Origin of the sequence: Nocardia aurantia (assembly GCF_009604425.1) — a bacterium.
Lineage (GTDB): Bacteria > Actinomycetota > Actinomycetes > Mycobacteriales > Mycobacteriaceae > Nocardia > Nocardia aurantia.
This window is the reverse complement of the sequence record NZ_WEGI01000005.1, coordinates 508,812-532,510: the sequence shown is the minus strand read 5'-3', so window position 1 is coordinate 532,510 and position 23,699 is coordinate 508,812. Positions and strand designations below refer to the sequence as shown.

The following is a 23,699-nucleotide window of genomic DNA, read 5'->3' as shown; positions in this document are numbered from 1 at the left end:
CGACTCCTACCGCATGAAACACCGCACGAAAGCAGGTGACCACCCCTGACCTGACCACCCCCACCCCCGCCGGGGGGTGGGGACTTCCCACCGGCCACCAGCGGCGACTCACAAATGGCCATTGACATCAACTCACCAAAGCCGACATCGAAGAACTCGTCGAATGGCTGCTCACCGAAGCCCGCATCGACACCCGCCGCTACATTCCTACCTCTCTGTCCGCCCGTATCGCCGCCTACATCGCCGAACACCCCGACGGCGTCTCCGTCCGCGACATCCGCAACCACTTCCCCGGCCGCGATGTCCATCCCCAGCTGAAAAAACAACTCCGCAACGGCCACCTCACTCGCGTCCGCTACGGCGTCTACCGCACCGCCCACCGCGAATGGACCCCCTCCGGGCTCAAACCCGTCACCGTCCGCTGGATCCTCACCACCTTCAGCATGGTCATCCAGTCCTACGTCAACGAAGGCACATTGCCCCGCAACGTCATCGAACACGTCGAACGACCACCGGACCCCATCCCCGACGATGACACACCCATCGACCCCAAAACCTGGACCCTCACCGAAATCGATACCTTCCGGCAGTCCATCCGCGCCGAACGCCTCTACGCCTGCTGGCTGCTGTCCTGCTACGACATGCGACGCAGCGAAGTCCTCGCCCTGCGCTGGACCCGCTACAGCCACACCGCTCTACGCATCCGCCGCGGCCGTGTCCAGATCGGCACCGACACCGAAGAAAACCTCCCCAAATCACGCCGCAGCCGCCGTGACCTCCCCCCACCGCCCGATCTCATCCAAGCCCTCGACGCACTCAAAACCCTCCAGCAGCACGAAGCTCAAGCGCTCGGCATCCCCTGGACCGACGACCGGCTCATCGCCGTCCACGCCGACGGAACACCCGTACGTCCCGACTGGTACAGCGACGAATTCCACCGCCTGCGCGCCCGCGCCGGACTACGGCGCATCCCCCTAAAACACCTCCGCAACACCTCCGTCACCCTCATGCTCGCACTCGGCATCCCGCCCCACATCGTCGCTGCCTGGCACGGCCACCACCCCAAAATCTCCCTCGGCGTCTACAGCGAAGCACAACCGGACGACCTCAAAACAGCAGGCGCGTCGTTGTTCCCATGACCTGCGAAAACCCCTGGCACACTGGTGGCACAGTACCGAATACGAACCCGCTGCAGGGGCATCGAAAAGTGCCCCTGAAATGGGCAAAGGCCGCTCCGGACACTGTCCATTTGTTTCTGGGGCGACGGGCCCGGGTACCACCTTGGTCGTCACGAGTGCGACCTCGCAGGTCAGCGGATCTTCTCGGGGATGGTGTCGAGGGCGTGCAGCACATGGACCGCGAGTTCGGATGCGGAGTGGTCGTCGAGTTCGGAGTGTGCGCGCACGGCGTCCCGGACACGTCCGACTCGGCGCTCGTACGGTGTTTCGATGGTCATTTTCGTTCCTATCGGCGGTAGTAGGTGATCTGGTCGGTGGTGTCGCGGGCACAAGCGCATTCGCGCTCCAATCCGCGGCTCACGGTCGCGGCGCAATACCGCACTCCGATGTTCCCGTGCGCTGCCCGAGTGTGATCGCATGCCGGACAATCGAATTCGAGCACGACGATGGGCGAGGAAGTCAATTCGGCACCACTTCGGAGTCGACCGGATGGAGGGTGGCGCCGGGTTCGGATTCCCCGGCGACAGTGGTGGCGGACGCGGATTCGCGGGCGAGGAAGGTGCCGAGTTCGCCGATCGTGCTCATCAGCGGTGCGGGGAACACGACAGTGGTGTTCTTGTCGACGCCGAGCTCGATCAAGGTCTGCAAGTTGCGTAGCTGCAAGGCCAGCGGATGCGCCATCATCGTGTCGGACGCGTCCTCGCCGGCGCCGCAGCCGTCCAGCGCTCGAGGCGGTCCCGCCAGCTCGGTGTCGTGCGGATATGACGGGAGCCGCCGGCATGTTCCTCGCGGTCACGCGCCAATGCCGTCGCGTCCCACTGGGACCGTTCGACTGCACGGCGCGCGGTGGTGCCGCGACGACCGGTGCGACGCTGCCCTGCCGGCAGCAGACCCAGCCCGCCCAGCCCGGCGGCACCTATGACCAAGACGATCAGCCCGATGAGGACGATCATGGCAACTCCAGTCGCTTGCGTTACCTGGGAGTACAGGAGCGTCCACAACGTATGTCTACAGCGTAGACAGGCATGGCGGCAACGGATGGCCCGGGACGGCCACCCCACAGCGACGGCCTCCTTTCGCCCGGGCCTGTCGCCGCGGCGGGCTCCCCACGCCAGGACCGTCACCGGTGTCGTCGTGGCCGTCACCCCTGCCGCGTCGTTGCTCGAGGGCCCTGGGGCTGCCACGTCCCGCACAACCCGAACCCGATCTACCGAGGGGACATAAATGCCCACGCCGGTAGCCGAGAATCTGTCGTGTCGGATGTAGACATTCGCCGAAGATCGCTATAGAGTCGCTATCGTTCGAATGAAGGAGTTCAGAAGCCGGGAGGTGAACTGCCCGGAAGAAGGAAGCTTCACCGTCCCCTTCCAGCGGACGACAGATAGACCCGGTGCACGTCGGCCGGACCTGTTGGAAGGGGACGAAGCATCGCAGAACAACAGTTCGCAAGCTCTGTGGGAAGACCGGCGATCGGAGGAGGTGGTCACTGAGTAGTCGTTCATCAGGTCCGCCTCCCGGGAAGCCTGGATGCGGTGTGTACAGCGGCCCTGACGGGCCGGTAAAGCAATGAAGTCATTCCCCCCTTCGTAGATCACAGGCCCCGGCGCTACCGCGCCGGGGCCTGTCGGTGTCGACCCGAGAGGCCCTGTGCAACAACCGAACCCCCGTACCGGTCACAGTGCCGCCGAGGCGCAACGCCTCAACACCGACCCACCTGAAACGACATGAACTCCCCCGACACACGCACCGCCCGGACGGATGTCTTCCTCTCCCAGGCAATGGACCTCACCGTCCTCGACACGGTGATCCGCCTCAACGTCACCGCGGGCAAATAGGGTTCATCTGTTGCGTGGGGTGACGAGTCCGGATTCGTAAGCGCGGATGACTAATTGGGCGCGATCGCGGGCGTGGAGTTTCGTCATGGCGCGGTTGATGTGGGTCTTCGCAGTCGACGGGCTGATCACCATGCGGGTGGAGATCTCGTCGTTGGACAGGCCGTGGGCGGCCAACGCGACGGCTTCGCGTTCCCGATCGGTCAGTTCGTCCAGGCCGGCCAACGGGCCGGTGTCGGGTGGCTCGGCGACATACCTGTCGATCAAGCGGCGCGTGATCGACGGCGCCAGCAGGGCATCACCGCGGGCAGCGACCCGGACCGCGTGCAGGAAGTCCTCCGGGTACACATCCTTGACCAGAAAGCCTGCGGCACCGGCCCGCAGTGCGTCGAAGACGTACTCGTCCATCCCGTAGTTGGTCAGGACGACCACATGCACGCCGGCCAGCTCCGGGTCCGCAGCGATCCGCCGGGTCATCTCGATACCGTCGAGCACCGGCATCCGGATGTCGACCAGCGCCACATCGGGCCGATATTCGCGGGCCGATGCCACGCCGGCGGCGCCGTCCGCGGCCTCGGCGACCACCTCGATATCGTCCTCGATGTCGAGCAGCGCACGGAATCCGCTGCGAATGAGCGGCTGGTCGTCGACGAGCAACACCCGGATCACGATGCCCGCTCCACAGGCAGTTCGGCGTGCACCCGGAACCCGCCTTCGGGCCGGGGCGCCGCCTGCAGCCGGCCGCCGAGGGCGGCGACCCGTTCGCGCATCCCGCGGAGTCCGACGCCGTGTGGAAGAACGGAATCCGTTGTGGCCGTGCCGTTGTCCTCGATCTGAACGACCACGACACTGGGCCGGTAGCCGATGCGGACCGTCGCCGCGGCGGTGCCGGCGTGCCGGGTGACGTTGGTCAGCGACTCCTGCACGATCCGGTACACGGTCCGGTCCACTGCCGCCGGAAGATCTGCGGGCGCTCCGTCGATCGTCAGCGTCGCGGGCAGCCCGCCGGCCCGAGCCCGTTCCAGCAGCTCCGGCACGTCGGCGATGCCGGGCCGAGGCGCGGCCGCATCGTCACGCAGCACTTCGAGGGTCGCGCGCAGTTCTTGGGCCGCCTCGCGGCCGGCCTCCCGGATTGCGAGCAACGCCTCGGGTACGGGTTCACCGCGTTTGCGGGCCACGTGCACGGCCGCCTCCGATTGCACCTTGATCACCGAGACCTGGTGGGTCAGTGAATCATGCAACTCCCGCGCGATGTGCAGACGCTCCTCGTCGGCGCGACGGCGGGCGGTCTCCTCGCGGGTGCGTTCGGCCTCGTCGGCCCGCCGTTCCGCCTGCCGCAGCGCTTCACCGGCGGCACCGGCCGCGACCAGCCAGGCGAGTTCGAGTGCGCCGCGGGCCTGCGCGAACGCGGCACCCACCGGCTGCCCCGAGGCCAGCACCGCGGCCGGCAGCGCGGCAACAAGCACGACAGAGACCGCCACCGTCACCCAGCGGTGTCCCGCCCGCACCGCTGCGTAGACGGCGAACAGGAACGCCACGGCCGGCACGTCGAAACCGGCGGCCTGGTAGCCGAGCACACACAGCCCCGTGACCACGAGTATCGCGACTGGGTAGCGGCGGCGAGCCAGCAGCGCCAGTCCGCTGACCGTCAGCAGGGCATACCCCAGCGGGGCCAGTGCGGCGTCGATGTGGTGCCGCGAGAAGGCGCTGGCCAACAGGGTCACGGCCACCGCCGCGGCGATCAGGTAACCGCCGATCCGTCCGCTGCCCATGCGTGCACCCTAGCCGCAGGAACGGGTCCGGTAATCCCGCCCGCGTGGTACCGGCCGCACTACCGCGCCCGTGGTACCCGACGCCGGTACCCACTGCTGCGGCGGCAGCGCGAACTGTCCACGCCTGCACGATGATCGGCACGTGCTCGCCCCGCATGCTGGAACCAGCCCAGCAGAACGACCGGTCCTGTCCGGCAAATGAATTCGCGGTTCCTGAACCGGTTGCGGCGATGTCCGGCGCACCCCTGGTCCGGCCGACGCGGACGATCGGTCGAAAGTCGAAGGAGCACAACAATGTCAGTCCACAACTCGCTCATCGCCGACGGTGCAGCCCGGGTGGTCGGCGCCACCCTGTCCATGCCGGGTGTCCCGCTCGCGGTCGGCGCCGGCGAACTGACCTCCGGCCGCCTCGTAGCCACCTCCGCAGCCCTGCTCGGTGTGGCCGCCGCCGCCGTCGGGGTACTGGTTCTGATCCGCCCGAACAGCCGGTTCGGCAGCGCCAACGGGCCCGCGGGGGTGGTGGCCTCCGTAGTCGGGGGCGTGCTCAGCACGGTAGTCGGGGTATGGGTCTTGGTGACGGCCACCGGTGGCCCCGGAACCGGAAACGGTGTCGTCGGCGGCTATATCGCTATCGCGGCGGGATTGCTCGCTGCCGCGCTGGGCGGGTACTCCGCCGCGCGCCGCACCGCCTGATCCGCTCCTCGCCACAATCCGCCACCGCAGCCCGCCGGCATGCCACCCTCACGGCACGGCCTGGCCGATTCGACGGCGCACGAGATAGACCACCCGGCCAGGTATCCCCAGAACTCGCCGACAAATTTCACACACTTCTGGGGCGACGGGCCGGGGTAACGCCGCTTTCGACAACCGGTCAGGCGGTCAGCGCGTCGAGGGCCTTCTTCAGCGCGGCCGGAGCGGCCGGCGAGGTCGGCGCCTTCTCCCGCGATTCCAGCATCCGCGCACCGATATCCTGCAGTTCTTTCCGTCCCACGTGCTTACGAACCTCGGGGAACCATTCGTTCTCCTCTTCGTCGATGTGGTGGTCGACGTTCTCGATCAGCACGGTGACCTTCGCGGTGAAGCGTTCGTCCTCGGGCTTCATCGTGGACAGCTCCATGACCAGCACATCGGCGACGTGGTGCTCCTCGTAGGATTCGAGGATGTCGTCCTCGAGGTCCGGGACGAGCCTGCGCACCTCGGGGTACACGACCTCGTTTTCGATGTAGGTGTGCACGGTCAACGCCTCGATGATCCGGTCGACGATCCGGCTCTTCGTGGTGTGCGCGCCGGGGCCCGCTTTGTCGAACTCCCGGAACAGCTTGCGGATCTGCTTGTGGTCCTCGCGCAGCAGCACGATGGCGTCGGTGGACATGAACCCTCCTCCATAAGAATCCGGCTTCTATCGAGACCGCCGGCGCGGCGCCGGCGGCCGGGCGATCGGCTGTCTCGTCCATACCCGCGCGCCACCGGCGCAATCGACCGGGCACCACTCTCGGGCGGATCACCCCTACCGGGTATCGAGCCCGGCGAATCCGGATTCCCGTCGCGTTGGCTCAGTGGCCGATGAGGTGCCGTCCGGTGTAGGCGAGCAGTTGCCGGTGCGCGGGTGCGTGCGGGGGGGCCGCGACCTCGGCGCCGAACATGCCGGGCCGGCGGAAGGCGTCGAAATCCATGGACCGCATGGTGTCCAGGACTTGCGCGCAGAGGGTCTCATCGATCCGATCCGCGCGGCCGGCGGCGACGGCGAGATCCGCGCTGTGGACGACCAGTTCGGTCAGGTGGATGACGGCGGCCATCGGCGCGGGGACGGGACCGAATCCCAGGCGGATCGTGGTTCCGAGCGCGCCGGGCCGATGCCAGCCCGCTCGATCGAGGTCGGCGGCCAGCGCGAATGCCGCGGCGGGATCATCGCCGAGCCAATCGTCGTGGTGGTCCCGCCCGGCCGATTCGCCGGACAGCTCGGCGGCGAATATCCGCATGCCGCCGACCAGGTGGTTGAGCTCGAATCCGACACTCCAGCCCGGACACAACGACGGCTCGGTCAGCGACTCGGGCGAGAGGCTCGACACGATTCGGTCCGCCATCCCCAGGGCGGCGTCGACGCGATCGATCGGTGTGGTCATGCGCTGATCCCGATTCCCGAGGTCCATTAAAGCAATTTTTACTGCTTTAGCTGAGCCTAGGCGGCCGGCCGACGGTAACGCAACTGCTGGTGGCGTTAGTGTCGGGTCATGGCCGAAGCCGAGAAGGTCCGGCGCCCCGGCGGGCGCAGCGCGCGGGTACGGGTGGCCGTGCACACCGCGGTCACCGAGTTGGTCGCCGAGCGCGGCTACGGCAATTTCACGATCGCCGAGGTGGCGGATCGGGCGGGCGTCGCCGGGACCAGCATCTATCGGCGCTGGAAGGATCTGGAGACGCTGTCGGCGGACGTGGTGTCCGCGTGGCTGACCACCCACGCCGCGATTCCCGACACCGGGAGCCTCGCGGGTGACCTGCGGGCCTATGCCGACGGCGTGGCCCGCGACATCCGTGGACCACAGGGCCCCGCGGTGCTGCGGCTGCTGGTGGCGCTGTCCTCCGGCGGCGAACCCGGCCTGCGGGCCCGGGACGCGTTCGTCGCCGCGCGCGGGGAGCAACTCCAGGAGATGCTCGATCGGGCGGCGGCTCGTGGCGAGCGGGCGCCGAGCGGCTCGAGCGTGGTGGATTTCATTTTGGCGCCCTTGTACATCCGGGCGCTGTTCGGTTTGCCGCTCACCTCGGAGGACGTCCGGACACAGGTCGCGCGGCTGCTGGCCGATACCCGGCACGCCGCCGAGCGGGCCGGGGGGATTTGAGGCCCGCGATCCTCAGCGAACGGGTACTGGAGTGCCGGAGGCGGTGTTCGCGGGGGTCTCGACGCGGCCGGGGAGGACCAGCGCGACGAGCACGCCCGCGGCGGTGAAACCGATTGCCCACCAGAAGGATCGGTGGAAAGCGGCGGCCGGGCCGGCGGCGGTGGTCGCGCCGGTGAGGATCACCGCGAGCACCGCCGTGCCGAACGAGCCGCCGACCTGCTGCGCGATCCGGGTGACGATGCTCGCGTCGGGCACCTCGTGCCGCTCCAGACCGCGGAAGCCGAGGGCCATCAGCGGGATGGTCGCGAGGCCGAGGCCGACACCGCGCACGAGCAGTCCGGACATCAGCAGCCATTCACCGGTGTGCGCGCCCGCGAAGGCGAACGGCAGGGTGCCGATCAGCACGATGAGGAAGCCGCTCGTCGTGAGGAGGCGGGGGCTCACGGTGTCGACGAGGCGGCCGGACAGCGATCGGGAGGCGAAGGTGCCGACGCCCTGCGGGATCAGCAGCAGGCCGGCCTGCAGCGCGGTGGCGCCGCGCAGTTCCTGGAAGTAGAGCGGCATCAGCAGCATCGCGCCGTAGAGGGTGATGCCCGACAGGAACAGCAGCAGCGAGGCCGAGGCCAGCGACCGGTGCCGCAGCAGGAGCAGATCGACCAGTGCGCGGCTGCCACGGGCCAGTGCCCAGGCGGCGAAGCCGGCCAGCAGCGCCACCCCGGCCAGCAGCGGGACGAGGACGTCGGCCCGGGTGAAGGCGCCCGGCTTGCCGGTGTTCGACAGGCCCCAGAGCACGCCGACCAGGCCGGGCGCCATGAGCAGGAAGCCGGCGATGTCGAACGGCACCCGGCGGACCGGGCCGTCGGGCGGCAGGAAGATCACCGCGAGGATCAGACCCGCGACACAGAACGGGACGTTCACCCAGAACATCCAGGACCAGTGCAGATGTTGCAGGATGAGGCCGCCGGCGACCGGGCCGAGGATCGGGCCGAGCACTGCGGGCAGGCCGATCACCGACATGATCCGGCCGAGGCCGCGACCGCCGGCGGCCTGCATGACCATCGTCGACATCAGCGGCACGAGCACACCGCCACCGACACCCTGCACGACCCGGAAGGCGATCAGGCTGCCGGCGCTCCATGCGAGACTCGACAGCACCGAACCGGCCAGGAACAGCGTGAGGGCGACCATCCACAGCCGTTTGGCGCCGAGCACCCGCTGCGCCCACCCCGTGATGGGAATCGTCATGCCCAGTGCTAGCAGGTAACCGGTGGTGACCCACTGGATGGTCGCGACGGAGGTGTGCAGTTCACCGGCCAGGGTGTGCAGCGCGACGGCGACGATGGTCGTGTCGAACAGCACCGCCATGCCGCCGACGAGCACGGTCCATACCGTGCGCCACACCGCGGGATCGACCTCGGTGGTATCGGCCTGCGGATCGGACATGGGCACCTCCTTTAGAAACACTCTGTATCTCGAGAGTAGGACGCAGGAGTAAGAAACACAATGACTCTTAACGAGGATGCCCCGGCACCGCGGCGACGACGCGGCGCGGCGCTCGAGCACTCGCTGCTGGATGCCGCCTGGGACGAGCTCGTCGAGGCCGGTTACGCCGGATTCACGATCGAGTCGGTGGCCGAACGAGCCGGGACCAGCCGGGCCGTGCTCTATCGGCGCTGGCCCACCAAGCCCGAACTGGTGCGGGCCGCGGTGATCCACGCCGGCGGAAAGGAACGGGTCGCGATCCCCGATACCGGTTCGCTGCGCGACGACATGATCGAACTGCTGCGGCGCGCGAATCGCTCGCGCGCGCGGATCGGCATCATGATGGCGCTGCAACTGTCGGGGTACTACGCCGAGACCGGCACCAGCCTGTCCGAACTGCGCGACGAATTCCTGGCCGGCCGCGCCGGCGCGGTCGACACGCTGCTGGCCCGCGCGATCGAACGCGCGGAGGTCGACCCCGCGAAACTCAGTCCGCGCGTGGTCGGGGTGCCCTTCGACCTCTATCGGCAGGAGTTGCTGATGACCCTCGCGCCCGTGCCCGACGAGGTGATCGAATCGATCGTCGACGAGGTGTTCATGCCTCTGGTGCGGCCGTGACCGGACTGTCGGCGACGAGGACCCGCTCGCTCGAGACGCCGCACAGCCGCTCGTTGGTCACGTGCAGGGAGCTGTCGGCGAGGGCCGCGACACCGTCGCGGAACCAGCCCGGCACCGGCCTCGGTTCCCGGGGTACGGGAACGATCCGGTCGGACGAGCAAGCGGCGAGCACATCCACCGCGGACGGGTAGACCTCGCGCAGGGCGCCGGCCAGAGTGTCGGTGAACGCGTGCCGATCGTGCCCGTAGACGGTGAGAACGCCCACCGGATCGCCGCCGGGTTCGGCCAGCGGCTGGCACTGCAACGCGCCGATCCCCCACCAGCGCAGCTCGTCCCGGCAATCCGGCCAGCAGGAGGTCCGGGCCAGATCGGTGACCAGCACCGGCACCCCGTCGGCGGCGGCGTCCCGGGCCGGGCTGTGCAGATGCAGCAACTGGGTCTCCTCGGCCAGGCGGGCCCGGGGCGCGCTGGCGGCGACGATGTCCAGGACGACCCCGTCGTGGGCGGACAGCCCCACCAGCGGAGCCCCGGGGAGCTCGCGGAGCCTGGCGGCGATCTTCGCCACCGCCGCGGCGGCGGGGGTGGAACGGGTATCGACGGACATGTGCGGGTACCTCGACTTTCCCGGGCCGGTGTTTGCTGCCCGGATACCGATCTCCGCCCGCCCCAAACCCGGCCGAGCCGAATCGGTTCGGATTGCCCGATTTCCGCCACGTACTCGGTGGTGTCAGCGGCCGAGGACGTGCATCCGCGACAGATCGAAGGTGCGACGGGCCAGCACCGAGATGCGGACGCCGTCGTAACCGGCCACCGCGCTGCGCAGGCGGTCGTGCAGCGGCCGGGTCCAGTGCTCGGGTATCGCGGCGGCGCCGAGCAGTACGCCGCAGACCGAGCCCGCGGTGGCGCCGGTGGCGCCCGCGGCCCCGCCGGCCTGTACCGTCAATCCGATAGTTTCGGTGAAATCACCTGCGCCCCACAGAATTCCGATGGCGGCCAAGCAGGCGTTCGGGATCGCGTGGCCCCAGGGATAGTGGTCGTGGCGGGCGTGAACGGTGGCCGTCGCCTGTGCCCAGCCGATGCCGCGACGGTGATCGTCGAGCACCTGCGCCAGCGCCACCGCCAGCCGGGAGTGTTCCGGGATCACCGACAGCGCGGCGGTCATCGCGTCGCGGGCGTCGGCGGTGAACGCGGCGGCGACCAGCGCGGCCGCCCACATCGCCGCCCAGACCCCGTTTCCGGTGTGCGAGAGGCGCGCGTCGCGGGCCGCCAGCCGCGCCGCCGCGGCTGGATCGCCGGGGCAGATATAGCCGTAGATGTCGGCACGGGACATCGCGCCGGTCCACTCGCGGTACGGATTGCGCCGGCGAGCGGTCTCCGGCGGCCGCAGGCCGTCGATGAGGTTACGGTAGGCGACCCGCTCGGCGTAGGCGGTCTGCAGGAACGGCAGCCGCTGCAGCCATTCGGCGGCCAGTTCCTCGGCGGTGAAGTCGACGCCGAGTTGTTCCAGGACGTGCAGGCCCAGCACCGGATAGTCCAGATCGTCGTCGCGCGGGCAGCCGTCGACCCGGTCGAGCATGGATTCCGGCCAGCCCCAGCATAATTCGTAGCCCTCCGGCATGGGCGCGAGCACCGGCACGTAGTCGGTGAGGGGGTACGCGTCGGCCCGCTCCAGATAGGCGCGGATCCGCTGCGGCGGCCAGCGCAGCCCGTTGTCGAGCGGCTTACCGAGCGTGCTGCCGGTGCAGCGGCCCAGCCAGCCACCGAGGATCCGGTCGTAGAACCGGGCCGGCGGCGCACTCGCCGGCAACGGCTCCGCAACTGCCGGAATGGGATTCGTGCCGTGCGGGTCGTCGGCGGGATCCTCGTCGTAGGGCCAGTTCGGATCGCGGAGGGCAGTCTCCATCCGGGCGAGCAGCCGCCAGCAGTCCGCGGCCCGCGGTGGCACGGCGCGCGCGAGGTCGCGCACCTCCTCGGCGAAATCATCTACTGCACAACCGGATTCCCGACGCTGCAACCATTCGAAGTAGAGCAGTGCCCGCGGGTCCGCTTCGGGGTGCGTGAACCCCGCCGGGTCGATCGGATCCATGGCGTTCACGCGACGGTCGTCACCGCCGACACGACCTCCGACAACAACGGTAGCGATTCGTCGCGCTGTGGGGCTCGCGCCCACCACCGCCCTTCGTGGGTGTGCCGGCCGAACCCGGTCGGCAGGATGACATTGCTGCGATGTGGCCCGATATCCACGCCGTAACGCTCCAGTCGCACAGTGCATTCCAGGTCAGGGTACCCGTCGAAGACCGCCAGGAAGGTGCGGCTGGGCGGATTTTCCCGCACCAGAACGGGTCCGGGAATCCCGCGCACCGTCAATTCGCCGAGAATCAACGCGCCCAGGGGTTCCGGAGTGTTCACCGCCGCGATGGTGTCGACGAGCGGGAGTACGACGTAGCCCGGTGCGGTGACATGTACCCGCGGCAGTCCGAACAGCGACCGATAGGCCGCCGCCCAATCATGTGGTGTTGCAAGCTCTTCCAACCGCAAGAACCGACCTCCCCGATGCCACCCGAGCCGTCGCCGACGCTCGGTATCGAACGCCGAATCTCTGTGTAAACCCAATTGCCCGGAAGCGTCCGCGTTTTCGGTAAACCTTATGAGAATTGTCCTGAACGTTATTGTCCCGCTGGGTATACGGACACCAGCCTCCCACGGATGGTGATACGCCGCTCGGATCCGCGCGCATAATGGACGGTCGTACAGGATTGCCGGGCGGCTCGTTTCCGGGTATCCACTTTCGCCGTACCCGCAATGATCACCCAGCGCAATGGCGCATTCTGTTTTTCCGATCATCCGCGCGGGCACCGGAAACAATCCCGAATTCCGGCGCCGGGACCGATCCGATGGCGGCCGCGCCGAGTTACGCTCTGGACGAGACCTGGGCTCCCACCGGAGGAGGCACGTCATGCCGTGCGATCTCGTGCTCATCGCCTACGACGGGTCCGACGACGCCCGGCGCGCCGTCGAATACGCCGGCCGATTCCTCTCGGCGACCGCCACCGTCGTGGTAACCGCCTGGGAACCGATGGTCCGGCAGACGGGGCGGCTGTCCGGCCTGTCCGGCCTGGCCCAGCAGGAATGGCTGGCCGACGACGAACTCGACGACGTCGCCCGGGTCGACGCGGGACACGTCAACGCGGAGGGGGTGCGGCTGGCCGAACTGGCCGGGCTGCGACCGCGCGGCCGCACCGTCGAGTGCACCACCACCGTCTGGAGCGCCATCGTCGCGGTCGCCGACGAACTGAACGCGGACATCATCGTGGCCGGCACCCGGGGCAGTACCGGACTGCGCGCACTGCTGCGCTCCAGCGTGGCCGACGCGGTACTCAAACACTGCCACCGCCCGATCCTGCTGGTGCCACCCGCCCGCGCCGGGACAGGCGCGTAACAGCGGCCACAGTGCGGGAGCGGTCGCCACCACGACAAGTGAGAGATCGGTCGCTGCCCGGACCCGCGGCGCCCCGCTCGCAGCTATGGTCGGGACATATGGACGGATTCCTGCTCGCCCAGCCCGGCGCGGTGCTGCGGACCACGGGCACCCGGCACGCCTTCGACGACGCGGAGCAGGCGGCCGCGGCCCTGCGCGACGGCACCGCCGAGCTGATCGTCGGCGCGCTGCCGTTCGATCCCCGGGATCCCGCGGCGCTGACCGCGCCGGAACGGGCCGAGCACACCGCCGGGCCGTGGCGGCCCGCCGCTCTGCCCGAACTGCCGCCAGTGCGGATCGTCGCCGAGATCCCCGCACCCGCCGAGCACATCGCCCGGGTGACCCATCTGGTCGGCCGGCTGTCGGATCCGGCGCAGCCGCTGCGCAAGGTGGTCGCCGCCCGATCGCTGGTCGCCGAGTCCGACGCTCCGCTGGATCCGCTCGTGCTGGCCGCGCAGCTGCTGACCCGCCACCCTCGGGCCAATGTCTTCGCCGTCGATCTCACCCCGGCCGGGCGGCCCGGCGCCACCCTGGTCGGCGCCACGCCGGAGGTGCTGGTCGCGCGCTACGGCGATGCCGTGAGCCTGCATCCGCTGGCAGGCACCGCGCCCCGGCATCCGGATCCGGAGATCGACGCCGCCCGTGCCCGTGACCTGCTCGCCAGCGCCAAGAACCGCGCCGAGCACGCCTACGTGATCGACTGGATCCGGGAGCGGCTCGGCCCGGTGTGCGCCGAGCTCAGCGTGCCCGGTGAACCGGAACTGGCCCGCACCACCGAGGTGTGGCACCTGGCCACCCCGATCCGCGGCCGGCTGCGCGATCCCCGGACCACCGCGCTCGACCTCGCGGTCCTGCTGCATCCCACCCCGGCGGTGTGCGGCACCCCGACCGATCTGGCGCTGACCGCCATCGCGGCAGAAGAGGAACCGCGCGGTTTCTACGGCGGCGCGGCCGGGTGGTGCGATGCGACCGGCGACGGGGAATGGGTGGTCGCGATCCGCTGCGCGGAAGTGGCCGCCGACGGCCGGACCCTGCGCGCCTGGGCCGGCGGCGGCATCGTCGCGGGCTCCGATCCCGACACCGAACTCGACGAGACCACCGCCAAACTGCGCACCCTGCTCGGCACGCTCGACTGCGCCGTGCCGGACCGGATCGACGCCCGCCCCTGACGCCGGGTGGCCGCGTCGGCGGCCGGATCTCCGGGCGATGTTGTAGGTTGGCCGATGACATTTGTCGGTCTGCGTCACATGCGTCCCCATCGCATGCATCGAGCCTCATTAGGGAGTCCGCGATGAATTTTGCCGTTCCGGGCGCGGTCAGCGCCGTCGTCGGAGCGTTGGTCGGCGCGATCGCGGTGCTCATCGTCACGACGGCCGCTCAGCAGAGCCATCGGCCCGAGGTCGACCGCAGCGGGGCAGCCGGGTCCTCGCTGCTCAACAATGTCGAATACGGCAGTCGCTGACCACGTGTCGCACCGGTTCGCCGAGGCTCGCGCCGCACACATCCGCGACGGGGTGGCGGCCGCCCGCCCGTCGGCGTGACCACGGCGGCGATCGCTGAACGCACCGCGCCACCGCCGGCCCCGCCCGCCGGTGGGGGCGGGCCGCGCCGCGGCGAACCGCCGCCGAATGCCGAACCGCTGGGCCGGCGGTGGTTCCTCACCACCGTCGTCCTCGCCTTCGTCCTGACCTTCCTGCAGTCACCGGGTTTCAGTGTCGCCGACACCAAATACGATCTGACCCAGAATCCGATCGGGCTGCTGGAGCGCTCGGCGCATCTGTGGAGCAGTCAATCCCCGATGGGCCAGGTGCAGAACCAGGCCTATGGCTACTTCTTCCCGCAGGGCGCCTTCTTCTCGCTCGGGCACGTGCTCGGGCTGCCCGGCTGGGCGACCCAGCGGATCTGGTGGGCGTTGCTGATCCTCACCGGATTCTGGGGCATCGTCCGGCTGTGCGAACTGCTCGGCATCGGCAGCCGGGGGTCCCGGGTGATCGCCGGGCTGGCGTTCGCGCTGTCGCCGCGGGTGCTCACCACCCTCGGCTCGATCTCCTCCGAGACGCTGCCGATGATGCTGGCCCCCTGGGTATTACTGGCCCCTGCGGCGCTCGCGGTAGCGCGGCGCTCGCGCGACGACGCGGCGATGCCCGAGTCCGGATCACCGCGCCGCGCGGGTGGCGCGACCTCGCCGGCGGCGAGCGCGCTGGCCCTGGCCCTGATGGGTTCGGTGAACGCCGCCGCGACCGCGGCCGGCTTCCTGCCCGCGGTGCTGTGGTGGGGCTCGTACCGGCCGAATCGGCGCTGGTTGCGGTTCACCGCGGCGTGGATTCCGCTGCTGATCGCGGCCGTGGTGTGGTGGCTGGTGCCGCTGATCCTGCTCGGCAAGGTGAGCCCGCCGTTCCTCGACTACATCGAATCCTCCGGCGTCACCACCGAATGGGCGACCCTCGGCGAGGTGCTGCGCGGCACCGACAGCTGGACCGCGTTCGTCTCGCCCGAGCGCATCGCGGGCGCGGTGCTGGTCACCCAGCCGGCGGCGGTGCTGGCGACCGGGCTGCTCGCCGGCGCGGGGATCGCGGGACTGGCGACGCGATCGATGCCGCACCGGGGGCGGTTCGCGCTGATCCTGATGGTCGGCCTGATCGGTATCTGCGCCGGATACCAGGGACAGCTCGGCGGCCCGTTCGCCGACACCGTGCGGATCTTCCTCGACTCCACGGGTGCGCCGATGCGCAACGTGCACAAGCTGGAACCGCTGATCCGGATGCCGCTGGTGATCGGAATCGCGCACCTGCTGCGCCGGGTCCCGCTGCCCGCCTCGGTACCGTTCGTGCGGTGGCGGCAGGCGTTCGCACATCCGGAACGCGATCGCATGGTGGCGGTGACGATGCTGGTGCTGACCGCGCTGGTGTTGTCCACCTCGCTGGCCTGGACCAGTAAGCTCGCCCCGCGCGGCGCCTACGATCGGGTGCCGGTCTACTGGCAGCAGACCGCGGATTGGCTGGCGCACAACGCGTCCGACACCCGTGCGCTGGTGGTGCCGGGCGCGCCGTTCGGCAGTCAGATCTGGGGACTCACCCGCGACGAACCGCTGCAGGCGCTCGCCCGCACCGAATGGGCTGTGCGCGACGCGATTCCGCTCGTGCCGCCCGGTGCGATCCGGGCCATGGACGCGATCCAGCGACTGATCGCGGACGGCCGGCCCTCGGCGGGCCTGGCCCCCGCGCTCGTCGACCAGGGCATCGGAATCCTGGTGCTGCGCAACGATCTCGACCCCGACACCTCCCGGTCGACCCGGCCGCTGCTGGCGCATCAGGCCATCGAGCATTCGCCGGGGCTGACTCGGGTGGCGGAATTCGGTGGGCTGCAATCGATCGGGCACCCCGACGACATCGTGGTCGACGGCGACCTCCGCCCGCCCTATCCGGCGATCGAGATCTTCCGGGTCGAGGCGCCGCGACCGGGCACGCCGGCGGAGCTGCGCGGCGGGCCGGGAGCGCCGAGCGCCTTCCCCGGCGCCTACACCGTCCCGCTGGATTCGGTGCCGGTCGTGCAGGGCGGGCCGGAGGTGCTCGAGCGCCTGCGCCGCGATCCCGCCACCGCGCGCGGGCCGATGCTGCTCACCGCCGACGCCGCCCGGGCCGGGCTGGTGGATACCACCCGGGCCGGGCTGGTGGATACCGGTCCGTCGGGGGCCACCACCACGGTCACCGACACACCCATGAACCGCGAGACCGACTTCGGGCGCGTCGACAACCACAGCTCCGCGCTGCGCGCACCCACCGATCCCCGGCGCACCCACAATCTCGTGCCGGATTATCCGGTGCCGGATGCCGAGCTGGTGCAGGGCGAATGGTCCGGGGCGACGGTCACCGCCTCCAGTTCCGCCGGTGACGCCACCCAGCTCGGCGCCGCGTCGCCCGCCAACTCGACGGCCGCCGCGGTCGACGGCAACCCCGCGACCGCCTGGCTGAGCAACAGCGCGCAGACCGCGCTCGGTCAATGGCTGCGGCTGGACCTGCGGCATCCGGTCACGGCCGGTGTCCTGCACGTGACCACCACCGCGGCGGCGGCGGGCGATCCGGTGAAGTGGGTCGAGGTCCGCACCGCCAACGGCACCGTCGCCGCCCGGATCACCGCACCCGGTGTGCCCGTGCAGGTTTCGCTGCCGGTCGGCCGCACCGACTGGCTCACCGTCACCGCCACCCGCACCGAGAGCGGCACTCCCGGTGGGCAATTCGGCGTCAGCGAGCTGAGTCTGGACGATTACAGCGACCGCGACGCTCCGGTGGCCGTCGACATCCGGCACCGCACCGTGCTGCCCGCGCCGCCGCCCGGCACCGTGGTCCAGGGCTGGGACCTCGGACAGGAATTCCCCGGCCGCAACGGATGTTTCGACACTCCCGGCCGAGTGCGCTGCAGCAAGGGCCTGGCCCTGTCCCCGGAGGAGCCGGGCACCTTCGAGCGCACCCTGCAGGTGCCCGCGGCGGCCGATGTGACCCCGCAGCTGACCGTTCGCACCCGGCAGGGGCCGGCGCTGGCGGCCCTGCTCACCGATCGCGATCGGCCGGTCGCCCGCGGCCGCGCCGACGTCGGCGACGTGCGCGGCGCGGCCTTCGCCGCCACCGACGACAACAACGCCACCAGCTGGATCGCCCCCGAGGAGACGGTCCGCGACCGGACCGGCGCGAAACCGACCCTCACCGTCGAACTGCCGCACCCGACCCTGGTGACCGGGTTGATGGTGACGCCACCGATCGGCGACGTCCCCGCCCGGCCCACCTCGCTCACCGTGAACCTCGGCGACGGGCCGCAGGTCCAGGAACTGAATCCCGATGTGCCGGGCGGTTTCCCGATCTGGCTGGAGCTGCATCCGCATGTCACCGATCGGATCCAGATCAGCATCGACGCCTGGCGGACGCTGCTCGACCGCAACGGCCTCGGCTTCGCGCAGCAGCCACCGCCGGGTCTGGCCGAGGTGACGATCCTCGGACCCGACTACCCGCCGCCGCTGCCCGGCGACACCCCCGTCACCGTCGACTGCGCGCACGGGCCGGTCGTCAGCCTCGCCGGCCGGATCGTGCACACCACGGTCACCGGCACCCTGGACGAATTGCGCACCGGCGCACCGGTTCCCGCACAGGTCTGCGATCCGGACGCCGATGCCGGCGCAACCACCCCGCTCACAACGGACCCCGCAGCCGACGAAAACGGCACGGACACTTCCGATTCCGACGACACCTTCGAGGCCGCACCGAACCGTATCGACAGTCCGGCCCGAATCGGTATGGCGGCGAGCGGTTCCGTGAACCGGGCCCGTCCTTGTGCCGGCGACCCGACCCTGGTGGCCGGCCCGGACGGTGGCGACTGCGCCGCCGGAAACCAACGGCCCGAGTCGATCCCGCTGCCGGCCGGCCGGGTCGATGTGACCGTCGCCCCCTCCGAGCTGTTCACCGTCGACCGGCTCACCCTGCGCAACACCGACGTCACACCGCACGCGATCACCACCGACCCCGGGACCCGGCTGCTGGTCCTGCCGCTCAGCACCAACGTGGACTGGCACGCCCGCACCGCCGACGGCCGGGCGCTGGCGCCGGTGGTGGTGGACGGCTGGGAGCAGGGCTGGGTGGTGCCCGCCGACGCGCGGGGTCCCATCACCGTCGAGTTCCCGGCCGACAAGTGGTACCGCACCGCGATCCGCGACGGTCTGGTGCTACTGATCCCGTTGGCGCTGTTGGTGATTCCGCGGCGCCGCCGCTGGTTCGGCGCCACGACCGACAGCGACCCGGTCCGCGCCCAGCGCAGCCGCCTCCTCGCCGCGGCCGGCCTGAGCGTCGCCATGCTGCTGGTCGCGGGCCCGTTCGCGATGGCGGCCACGATCGCCGGACTCGTCGCGCAGCACGTCGCACCGCGCTACACCCGCGCTCTGCCGCTGATCGCCGGGCTCGGGGTCTGCGTCGCCGAGGCGGCGCTGTCCACCGGAACCTGGCGCTCCCCCGGCGGCTACCTGGGCGGCTCACTCTGGGTGCAGTTGCCCGCCGTACTGGGTGTGATCGCGGTCGGCCTGGCGGCGCTGCCACCCCGCCGCCGCGACCGCGACTGATCCGCAGCCGGAGGCTCGGCAGCCGCCGGTCGAGCATTCGAATCGACTGTGATCGCGGTGCGGCGCGGGCCCGATCCGGGTCGCTTCCCAGCGGGCCGCTTCTCAGCGCCCGAAACGATGCCCCAAGACCGCGATTCCGCCGGTAGCGCGGCGCGGCACACCACCGCCGGACGGCTCGTCCTCCCGCGCGGCTCGAAAGTGATTGCAGTGCAGCTCAATCGACATCAACGTTGTGAATCGTAGGCCGTCCGTGCCGGTAGTCCGCACCGCGCGGCTCGACTCCGCCGAATCTATTTGCGACTCAGCCGAAGCGGCGGCGGACCCAGCGGCGGACGGGTTCCTCGACCAGGGCGTAGCTGACCGCGGCCAGCGGGAGGGTGAAGCCGACGGTCAGGGCGAGCACGTGCAGGAAACCGCCCGAGAAGGGCAGGAAGCCGAACATCGGGAACATCATGGTCAGCACGGCCAGATGCCAGATGAAGATGCCGTACGACCAGCGGCCCACGGCGGCCGCGATCCGGCCGCCGAGCCAGCGGTGCCGTCCGGAGCCGAGAACCAGCGGCGCCAGCAGGCCGAAGCCGACGACGGCGCCCAGTGCCATCTTCGTCGCGTACTGCCCGGGGGCCGCGCGCTGCAAGCCGGGCGGGCCCGCGATCACGGTGGCCGACAACAGGAATGCGGTCAATGCCGCGGCCGACATCGGCCATCGGTTGCCGAGGACGCGCTGCCAGCGCGGCGGCGCGGGCGCGCGATGCGCGATATCAGCCAGTTCCGCCAGCAGCATCCCGGCGGTGAACCAGGGCAGGTAGGCCGGCAGCCAGTTGTCGGTGTAAGTGCCCGCCGGGGTGGGGATGGGCAGGAAGTTCCAGCTCAGGCTCAGCACCGCGAGGGTCAGCAGCACCGGCACCCGCCATCGGGCCGCCGGGCCGCACATCCGTCGCAGGATGAGCGCGAATACCGGCAGGGCCAGGTAGAACGCGGCCTCGACCGACAGGCTCCACATCTGGGTGAGGCCGTCGGTGAGGGCCAGCGGCACGAACACCTGCACCAGAGCCAGGTTGGCCAGCCACAGTTTGACGCTGCCGGGGTGGACGGCGGTCGGCAGCAGAATCAGGACCGCGCACACCACTACCCAGTACGCGGGCAGGATCCGGGCGGCGCGATGCAGCAGATATCGCCTGGTCGCGGGCGCCGGGTCGCCATCGCGGGCCGCCGTCGCGTGCGGCCGCCACAGCAGGAATCCCGACAGCGCGAAGAACACCGCGACCGCCATCCCGAAGCGATCCAGGATCCGGCCCAGCATCGGTATCCCGGTCGCCCCGGTCTCGAAGGCGACGTGGGTGACGACCACGCCCAGCGCGGCCAGGCCGCGCATGCCCTCCAGGGCGGCGACGAAGCCGGGTGACGTGCCGGATTCCCCGCTCGGGTCGCGGATTCCGGTGGTGTCCGGTGTGGTCGATTCGACCGGAACCGGGATCGTCGACAGGGCCGACACCGGGCCGGCCTGCGGTGTCACGGTTGTGGTCATCGCGTTTCAGTCTGCCGTATACAGCGGCGGGTGGCATTTGTGGCGGGTTTGTCGGCGTTTCCGGCCGCGCACCTGGCGTGTTTGCGGAGCCGGGCTGTTAGTGTCGGGGCTCACGCGTGCCGTACCGAGGGCCGTAGGGTTCACCCGGGACAAACCTGTTCGACGACGAGGAGATTTCGCATGGCACTCAGTGCCGGTACCAGGAGGACGCTGGCCTGCCTGCTCGTAGGAATCGGCGCGCTGCTGATCGTCGCAGCCATTCTGATCCCTACGTTCACCGTCTCGAAGGTGGCCAAAACTCCTCTCGACCTCGAAATCACCACCGTCGGTAAGAATCCGGCGGATGTGACCAGCGAGGTCTTGGACGCGAAATCGCTGACCTCCGGTACCGGTCCCGCGAAGGTCGACACCAAGGTGCCGCTGATCTCGCAGCGCTTCCTCACCGTCGAGGACCCGTCGGACAAGAACAAGATGACCATCCAGAACGGTCAGACGCTGCGCCGCATCGATAAGCAGGGCGACACCGGCCTGCTCTCCGCGATCGTCGACCGGGTCACCATCGACCGCAAGAGCGGCATGCCGGTGGACACCGATCCCAACGGCTCGATCGCCGCGAACGTCGACGCCAAGGGCAACAGCATCGCCGACCCGGTGCAGCACACCGGCCTCGAGTACCGGTTCCCGATCGGCACCGAGAAGAAGACCTACCCGTACTTCGACAGCAACACTCGCAAGTCGTACGACATGGAGTTCGTCGAGGAAACGGAGATCAACAACACCAAGGTCTACCACTTCCACCAGCAGGTGCCGGCCACCGATCTGTCCAAGGTCGTGAACTCGCCGACCAACAAGCTGACCCTGCCGGCCGCCAAGTGGGGCCTGGACGAAGAGGGCGACGTCACGATGAGCCGCTTCTACGCCAACACCCGTGAGGTGTGGGTGGAGCCGCAGACCGGCACCATCATCGACGGCTCCGAGGCGCTGAACTTCTTCTACGCCCGCAGCGCCGACAAGCCCGAGGTCACCGCGCTGAAGTCGACCCTGAAGTTCGACGAGAACACCATCGACTCGCAGATCAAGGTCGCCAAGGACAACATCGACAAGCTGTCGCTGTACAGCCGGATCCTGCCGATCATCTTCGGCATCGTCGGCGCGATCGCCCTGATCGCCGGCATCGTCCTGGGCCTGCTCGGCGAGCGCGGGGGCCGCACCGGCCGGGCGGTCCCGGCGGGTCGCCACACCCCGCGCACCGCGACCGGCGACGAGTACTCCGACGCCCCCACCCAGCAGATCGACTTCCGCGAACAGCGCTGATCCGCGCACCTCGAATTCTCAGTGGCCCCCGGGATTTCCCGGGGGCCACTGCATTTGTCCACACCCTCGGTGCCGTCGGTCCACAGCGCCCCGGTTCCGGGCAGCATACGGCCCGAGTTGTCCACAGGTGGCGGCAGACGATCGTGCGGGCCGTCGGCGCGCCGGTGCAGGCGTTGCCAGGGGGCTTGTGCGGGCGCCGGGCACGACGTCGTACCAGTGGGACGTCCCCGATCTGCGCAGACGTGCGGCGGTTCTGTGCACAGGACTGCGGCGGATCCGCTACGCGGACAACTCCGGGTGGCGGGCCGAGCGCAGGACCGTCACGACGATCACGGCGGTGACGGCGGCGGCCACGCCGGTCGCGATGCCGATCAGGGCCGAGGGCGACCGGGCGAGGATCAGCTGGGCCGTGACCTCGACGATCAGGCCGACCCAGGTGGCCGTGGCGAGCGCCGTGCGGTCGACCGCGATGGCCGACAACAACGCCCCTTGCAACAGGGCGAGCAGGGCGCCGTCGAGCGCGAACAGCCAGAGCAGATCGACGATCGGGGCGTAGTCGTGGCCGGCCAGCAGAGGCGCCAGGGGAGCCAGGGCCGCCGCGCCCACGACCGCCACCGCGCCGACCGCGGACAGCACTCCCAGCGCGTCACGGATCGCGCGGGCCGACGAATGTGGCTGTGCCATCCGGGGATACAGCACCACACCGATCGCCTGCGGCAGCCAGAACGCGATCTTCGCGGCGATGGAGCCCAGCGCGTAGCGCCCGGCGTCCGAGTTGTCGAGCACCACCCGCGCGACGATGAGGTCCGCCGAGGACAGCGCCATCAACGCGGCCTGTACCTGTGCGGCCCGCAGCACGGTACCGACCCCGAACTCCGTCGGGGCCGGGGCGGTCCGGAAGGATTCCCACAGTTGCGCGAGAGGCCGAGCCGGTTGCGCGGCGGCGCAGGCGCCGATGGCGGCGACACCGTAACCGGCCGCGGTGGCCCACAGCGCCGCGGCCGCCCCGGCGCCGGCGGCCAGAGCGAAGACCGCGGGCACGACGCGAGCGATGCCGGTCACCGCCAGCACGAACGCCAGCGCCCGAAAGCGGTCACCGCCCTGCATCATCCCCTGCCCACCCGAGATGAGCACCAGCAACGGCGCCGCGCCCAGCGCACCCGCTGCCGCGGCGACACCGACCTGGAGCAGCCAGATCACCACCGGCACCAGCGCCGTCGCGGCCAGCGCGGCCAGCGCCGCGCACCGCCACACCAGCCGCCACAGCGTCGCGGCCGACGCGCCCCGGACGAGTTCCCGCGCCACGACATTCTGTAAGGCCAGAGCCGGTACAGCGCACATCAATTGGACGGCCAGCAGGCTCGCGAATTCGCCGTAACCGGTCACCCCCAGCCAGCGGCCCGCCAGCAGTTGCAGCAGGTAGCCGGCGGCATTGGCCGTCATCGCGCCCGCCGTCACCAACGTCATGTCCGCGATGACGGGGAGGCGGCGAGTTACAGACACCCCGCCCATGCTGCCATCAGCGCGCCCCGACGAGAACACACGACTCGGACCGAAGCCGCC

At 70.1% G+C, this 23,699-nt stretch carries 23 protein-coding genes and 1 pseudogene; 9 read left to right on the top strand and 15 right to left on the bottom strand.

The features are described from left to right. On the bottom strand, window positions 1–341 hold a 341-nt coding region (locus NRB56_RS38940; protein ID WP_406603474.1), incomplete at its 3' end, for a hypothetical protein. A 102-nt stretch (window positions 342–443) separates the two neighbouring features. Here NRB56_RS38940 and NRB56_RS14140 point away from each other — a divergent pair. After that, window positions 444–1,139, top strand: coding sequence for a site-specific integrase (locus tag NRB56_RS14140; RefSeq protein ID WP_153342046.1), 696 nt, complete (start codon window positions 444–446; stop codon window positions 1,137–1,139). Between the two features lie 170 nt (window positions 1,140–1,309). Here the strand turns inward: NRB56_RS14140 and NRB56_RS38330 are convergent, their stop codons facing one another. From NRB56_RS38330 to NRB56_RS14120, 6 genes and pseudogenes are all read right to left on the bottom strand, one after another. Beyond that, entirely contained in the window at window positions 1,310–1,456 is a 147-nt protein-coding gene (locus NRB56_RS38330) for a DUF6307 family protein (protein WP_194290846.1), read from the bottom strand. Window positions 1,457–1,464: 8 nt separating this feature from the next. Further along, a complete protein-coding gene (locus NRB56_RS40485) occupies window positions 1,465–1,620 on the bottom strand; it encodes an RGCVC family protein (RefSeq protein ID WP_406603481.1) in 156 nt (51 codons plus the stop codon). Window positions 1,621–1,637: 17 nt separating this feature from the next. Further along, window positions 1,638–1,877 (bottom strand): annotated as a pseudogene (locus tag NRB56_RS14135) (slipin family protein); the annotation flags it as partial. Further along, on the bottom strand, window positions 1,859–2,131 hold the full coding sequence (locus NRB56_RS14130; protein WP_153342044.1) for a hypothetical protein: 273 nt from the start codon (window positions 2,129–2,131) through the stop codon (window positions 1,859–1,861). The pseudogene NRB56_RS14135 and the gene NRB56_RS14130, both read right to left, overlap by 19 nt. A gap of 885 nt (window positions 2,132–3,016) precedes the next feature. Next, a complete protein-coding gene (locus tag NRB56_RS14125) occupies window positions 3,017–3,679 on the bottom strand; it encodes a response regulator transcription factor (protein ID WP_319942978.1) in 663 nt (220 codons plus the stop codon). Then, window positions 3,676–4,782 (bottom strand): sensor histidine kinase, encoded by a 1,107-nt coding sequence (locus NRB56_RS14120; protein WP_153342042.1) that lies wholly within the window; start codon window positions 4,780–4,782, stop codon window positions 3,676–3,678. The genes NRB56_RS14125 and NRB56_RS14120 overlap by 4 nt, the downstream gene beginning before the upstream one ends. A gap of 294 nt (window positions 4,783–5,076) precedes the next feature. Here NRB56_RS14120 and NRB56_RS14115 point away from each other — a divergent pair, with 294 nt between their 5' ends. Continuing rightward, the gene (locus NRB56_RS14115; RefSeq protein WP_153342040.1) at window positions 5,077–5,475 is read left to right on the top strand and encodes a DUF6223 family protein; all 399 of its coding nucleotides are present in this window, start codon (window positions 5,077–5,079) and stop codon (window positions 5,473–5,475) included. A 178-nt stretch (window positions 5,476–5,653) separates the two neighbouring features. Here NRB56_RS14115 and NRB56_RS14110 read toward each other — a convergent pair whose 3' ends face one another. After that, window positions 5,654–6,154, bottom strand: coding sequence for a hemerythrin domain-containing protein (locus NRB56_RS14110; protein ID WP_153342038.1), 501 nt, complete (start codon window positions 6,152–6,154; stop codon window positions 5,654–5,656). 181 nt (window positions 6,155–6,335) lie between these two features. Beyond that, window positions 6,336–6,905 carry a TIGR03086 family metal-binding protein gene (locus NRB56_RS14105; RefSeq protein WP_153342036.1) on the bottom strand — a complete coding sequence of 190 codons (570 nt, stop codon included), beginning with the start codon at window positions 6,903–6,905 and terminating at the stop codon, window positions 6,336–6,338. 108 nt (window positions 6,906–7,013) lie between these two features. Here NRB56_RS14105 and NRB56_RS14100 point away from each other — a divergent pair, with 108 nt between their 5' ends. Continuing rightward, the gene (locus tag NRB56_RS14100; protein WP_153342034.1) at window positions 7,014–7,616 is read left to right on the top strand and encodes a TetR-like C-terminal domain-containing protein; all 603 of its coding nucleotides are present in this window, start codon (window positions 7,014–7,016) and stop codon (window positions 7,614–7,616) included. Between the two features lie 12 nt (window positions 7,617–7,628). On the opposite strand, the gene NRB56_RS14095 is transcribed toward NRB56_RS14100, so the two are convergent. Beyond that, entirely contained in the window at window positions 7,629–9,059 is a 1,431-nt protein-coding gene (locus NRB56_RS14095) for an MDR family MFS transporter (RefSeq protein ID WP_153342032.1), read from the bottom strand. 60 nt (window positions 9,060–9,119) lie between these two features. Here NRB56_RS14095 and NRB56_RS14090 point away from each other — a divergent pair, with 60 nt between their 5' ends. Further along, the gene (locus NRB56_RS14090; protein WP_153342030.1) at window positions 9,120–9,716 is read left to right on the top strand and encodes a TetR/AcrR family transcriptional regulator; all 597 of its coding nucleotides are present in this window, start codon (window positions 9,120–9,122) and stop codon (window positions 9,714–9,716) included. Here the strand turns inward: NRB56_RS14090 and NRB56_RS14085 are convergent. From NRB56_RS14085 to NRB56_RS14075, 3 genes are all read right to left on the bottom strand, one after another. Further along, entirely contained in the window at window positions 9,694–10,320 is a 627-nt protein-coding gene (locus NRB56_RS14085) for a GAF domain-containing protein (RefSeq protein ID WP_153342028.1), read from the bottom strand. The genes NRB56_RS14090 and NRB56_RS14085 overlap by 23 nt on opposite strands. 123 nt (window positions 10,321–10,443) lie before the next feature. Further along, window positions 10,444–11,802: an ADP-ribosylglycohydrolase family protein gene (locus tag NRB56_RS14080; protein ID WP_227837640.1), complete on the bottom strand. Its 1,359-nt coding sequence runs from the start codon at window positions 11,800–11,802 to the stop codon at window positions 10,444–10,446. 5 nt (window positions 11,803–11,807) lie between these two features. After that, a complete protein-coding gene (locus tag NRB56_RS14075; RefSeq protein WP_153342026.1) occupies window positions 11,808–12,254 on the bottom strand; it encodes a hypothetical protein in 447 nt (148 codons plus the stop codon). Window positions 12,255–12,672: 418 nt separating this feature from the next. Between NRB56_RS14075 and NRB56_RS14070 the strand changes: the two genes are divergently transcribed. The 4 genes from NRB56_RS14070 to NRB56_RS14055 all read left to right on the top strand — a co-directional run bounded on the left by NRB56_RS14070 (window position 12,673) and on the right by NRB56_RS14055 (window position 19,294). Continuing rightward, window positions 12,673–13,155, top strand: a complete 483-nt coding sequence (locus tag NRB56_RS14070) for a universal stress protein (protein WP_153342024.1) — start codon at window positions 12,673–12,675, stop codon at window positions 13,153–13,155. A gap of 98 nt (window positions 13,156–13,253) precedes the next feature. Continuing rightward, window positions 13,254–14,363 carry an isochorismate synthase gene (locus NRB56_RS14065; RefSeq protein ID WP_153342022.1) on the top strand — a complete coding sequence of 370 codons (1,110 nt, stop codon included), beginning with the start codon at window positions 13,254–13,256 and terminating at the stop codon, window positions 14,361–14,363. A 122-nt stretch (window positions 14,364–14,485) separates the two neighbouring features. Then, complete coding sequence (locus NRB56_RS14060) at window positions 14,486–14,656, top strand: DUF2613 domain-containing protein (RefSeq protein ID WP_019932229.1); 171 nt, start codon at window positions 14,486–14,488, stop codon at window positions 14,654–14,656. 75 nt (window positions 14,657–14,731) lie between these two features. Continuing rightward, entirely contained in the window at window positions 14,732–19,294 is a 4,563-nt protein-coding gene (locus tag NRB56_RS14055) for an alpha-(1->3)-arabinofuranosyltransferase (RefSeq protein ID WP_456320177.1), read from the top strand. Window positions 19,295–19,595: 301 nt separating this feature from the next. Here NRB56_RS14055 and NRB56_RS14050 read toward each other — a convergent pair whose 3' ends face one another. Next, complete coding sequence (locus tag NRB56_RS14050) at window positions 19,596–20,822, bottom strand: acyltransferase family protein (RefSeq protein ID WP_153342020.1); 1,227 nt, start codon at window positions 20,820–20,822, stop codon at window positions 19,596–19,598. 180 nt (window positions 20,823–21,002) lie between these two features. On the opposite strand from NRB56_RS14050, the gene NRB56_RS14045 reads away from it, so the two are divergent. Next, a complete protein-coding gene (locus tag NRB56_RS14045) occupies window positions 21,003–22,136 on the top strand; it encodes a DUF3068 domain-containing protein (RefSeq protein ID WP_153342018.1) in 1,134 nt (377 codons plus the stop codon). A 279-nt stretch (window positions 22,137–22,415) separates the two neighbouring features. On the opposite strand, the gene NRB56_RS14040 is transcribed toward NRB56_RS14045, so the two are convergent. After that, on the bottom strand, window positions 22,416–23,603 hold the full coding sequence (locus NRB56_RS14040) for a polysaccharide biosynthesis protein (protein ID WP_194290844.1): 1,188 nt from the start codon (window positions 23,601–23,603) through the stop codon (window positions 22,416–22,418). Between the last annotated feature and the right edge of the window lie 96 nt (window positions 23,604–23,699).

What these genes read in the sequence shown, in the direction of transcription:
- NRB56_RS14140 (WP_153342046.1), top strand. Translation starts at nt 444, where the DNA reads ATGGTCATCCAGTCCTACGTCAACGAAGGCACATTGCCCCGCAACGTC.
- NRB56_RS38330 (WP_194290846.1), bottom strand. Translation starts at nt 1,456, where the DNA reads ATGACCATCGAAACACCGTACGAGCGCCGAGTCGGACGTGTCCGGGAC.
- NRB56_RS14130 (WP_153342044.1), bottom strand. Translation starts at nt 2,131, where the DNA reads ATGATCGTCCTCATCGGGCTGATCGTCTTGGTCATAGGTGCCGCCGGG.
- NRB56_RS14120 (WP_153342042.1), bottom strand. Translation starts at nt 4,782, where the DNA reads ATGGGCAGCGGACGGATCGGCGGTTACCTGATCGCCGCGGCGGTGGCC.
- NRB56_RS14115 (WP_153342040.1), top strand. Translation starts at nt 5,077, where the DNA reads ATGTCAGTCCACAACTCGCTCATCGCCGACGGTGCAGCCCGGGTGGTC.
- NRB56_RS14110 (WP_153342038.1), bottom strand. Translation starts at nt 6,154, where the DNA reads ATGTCCACCGACGCCATCGTGCTGCTGCGCGAGGACCACAAGCAGATC.
- NRB56_RS14105 (WP_153342036.1), bottom strand. Translation starts at nt 6,905, where the DNA reads ATGACCACACCGATCGATCGCGTCGACGCCGCCCTGGGGATGGCGGAC.
- NRB56_RS14100 (WP_153342034.1), top strand. Translation starts at nt 7,014, where the DNA reads ATGGCCGAAGCCGAGAAGGTCCGGCGCCCCGGCGGGCGCAGCGCGCGG.
- NRB56_RS14095 (WP_153342032.1), bottom strand. Translation starts at nt 9,059, where the DNA reads ATGTCCGATCCGCAGGCCGATACCACCGAGGTCGATCCCGCGGTGTGG.
- NRB56_RS14090 (WP_153342030.1), top strand. Translation starts at nt 9,120, where the DNA reads ATGACTCTTAACGAGGATGCCCCGGCACCGCGGCGACGACGCGGCGCG.
- NRB56_RS14085 (WP_153342028.1), bottom strand. Translation starts at nt 10,320, where the DNA reads ATGTCCGTCGATACCCGTTCCACCCCCGCCGCCGCGGCGGTGGCGAAG.
- NRB56_RS14080 (WP_227837640.1), bottom strand. Translation starts at nt 11,802, where the DNA reads ATGGATCCGATCGACCCGGCGGGGTTCACGCACCCCGAAGCGGACCCG.
- NRB56_RS14070 (WP_153342024.1), top strand. Translation starts at nt 12,673, where the DNA reads ATGCCGTGCGATCTCGTGCTCATCGCCTACGACGGGTCCGACGACGCC.
- NRB56_RS14065 (WP_153342022.1), top strand. Translation starts at nt 13,254, where the DNA reads ATGGACGGATTCCTGCTCGCCCAGCCCGGCGCGGTGCTGCGGACCACG.
- NRB56_RS14060 (WP_019932229.1), top strand. Translation starts at nt 14,486, where the DNA reads ATGAATTTTGCCGTTCCGGGCGCGGTCAGCGCCGTCGTCGGAGCGTTG.
- NRB56_RS14050 (WP_153342020.1), bottom strand. Translation starts at nt 20,822, where the DNA reads ATGACCACAACCGTGACACCGCAGGCCGGCCCGGTGTCGGCCCTGTCG.
- NRB56_RS14045 (WP_153342018.1), top strand. Translation starts at nt 21,003, where the DNA reads ATGGCACTCAGTGCCGGTACCAGGAGGACGCTGGCCTGCCTGCTCGTA.
- NRB56_RS14040 (WP_194290844.1), bottom strand. Translation starts at nt 23,603, where the DNA reads ATGACGTTGGTGACGGCGGGCGCGATGACGGCCAATGCCGCCGGCTAC.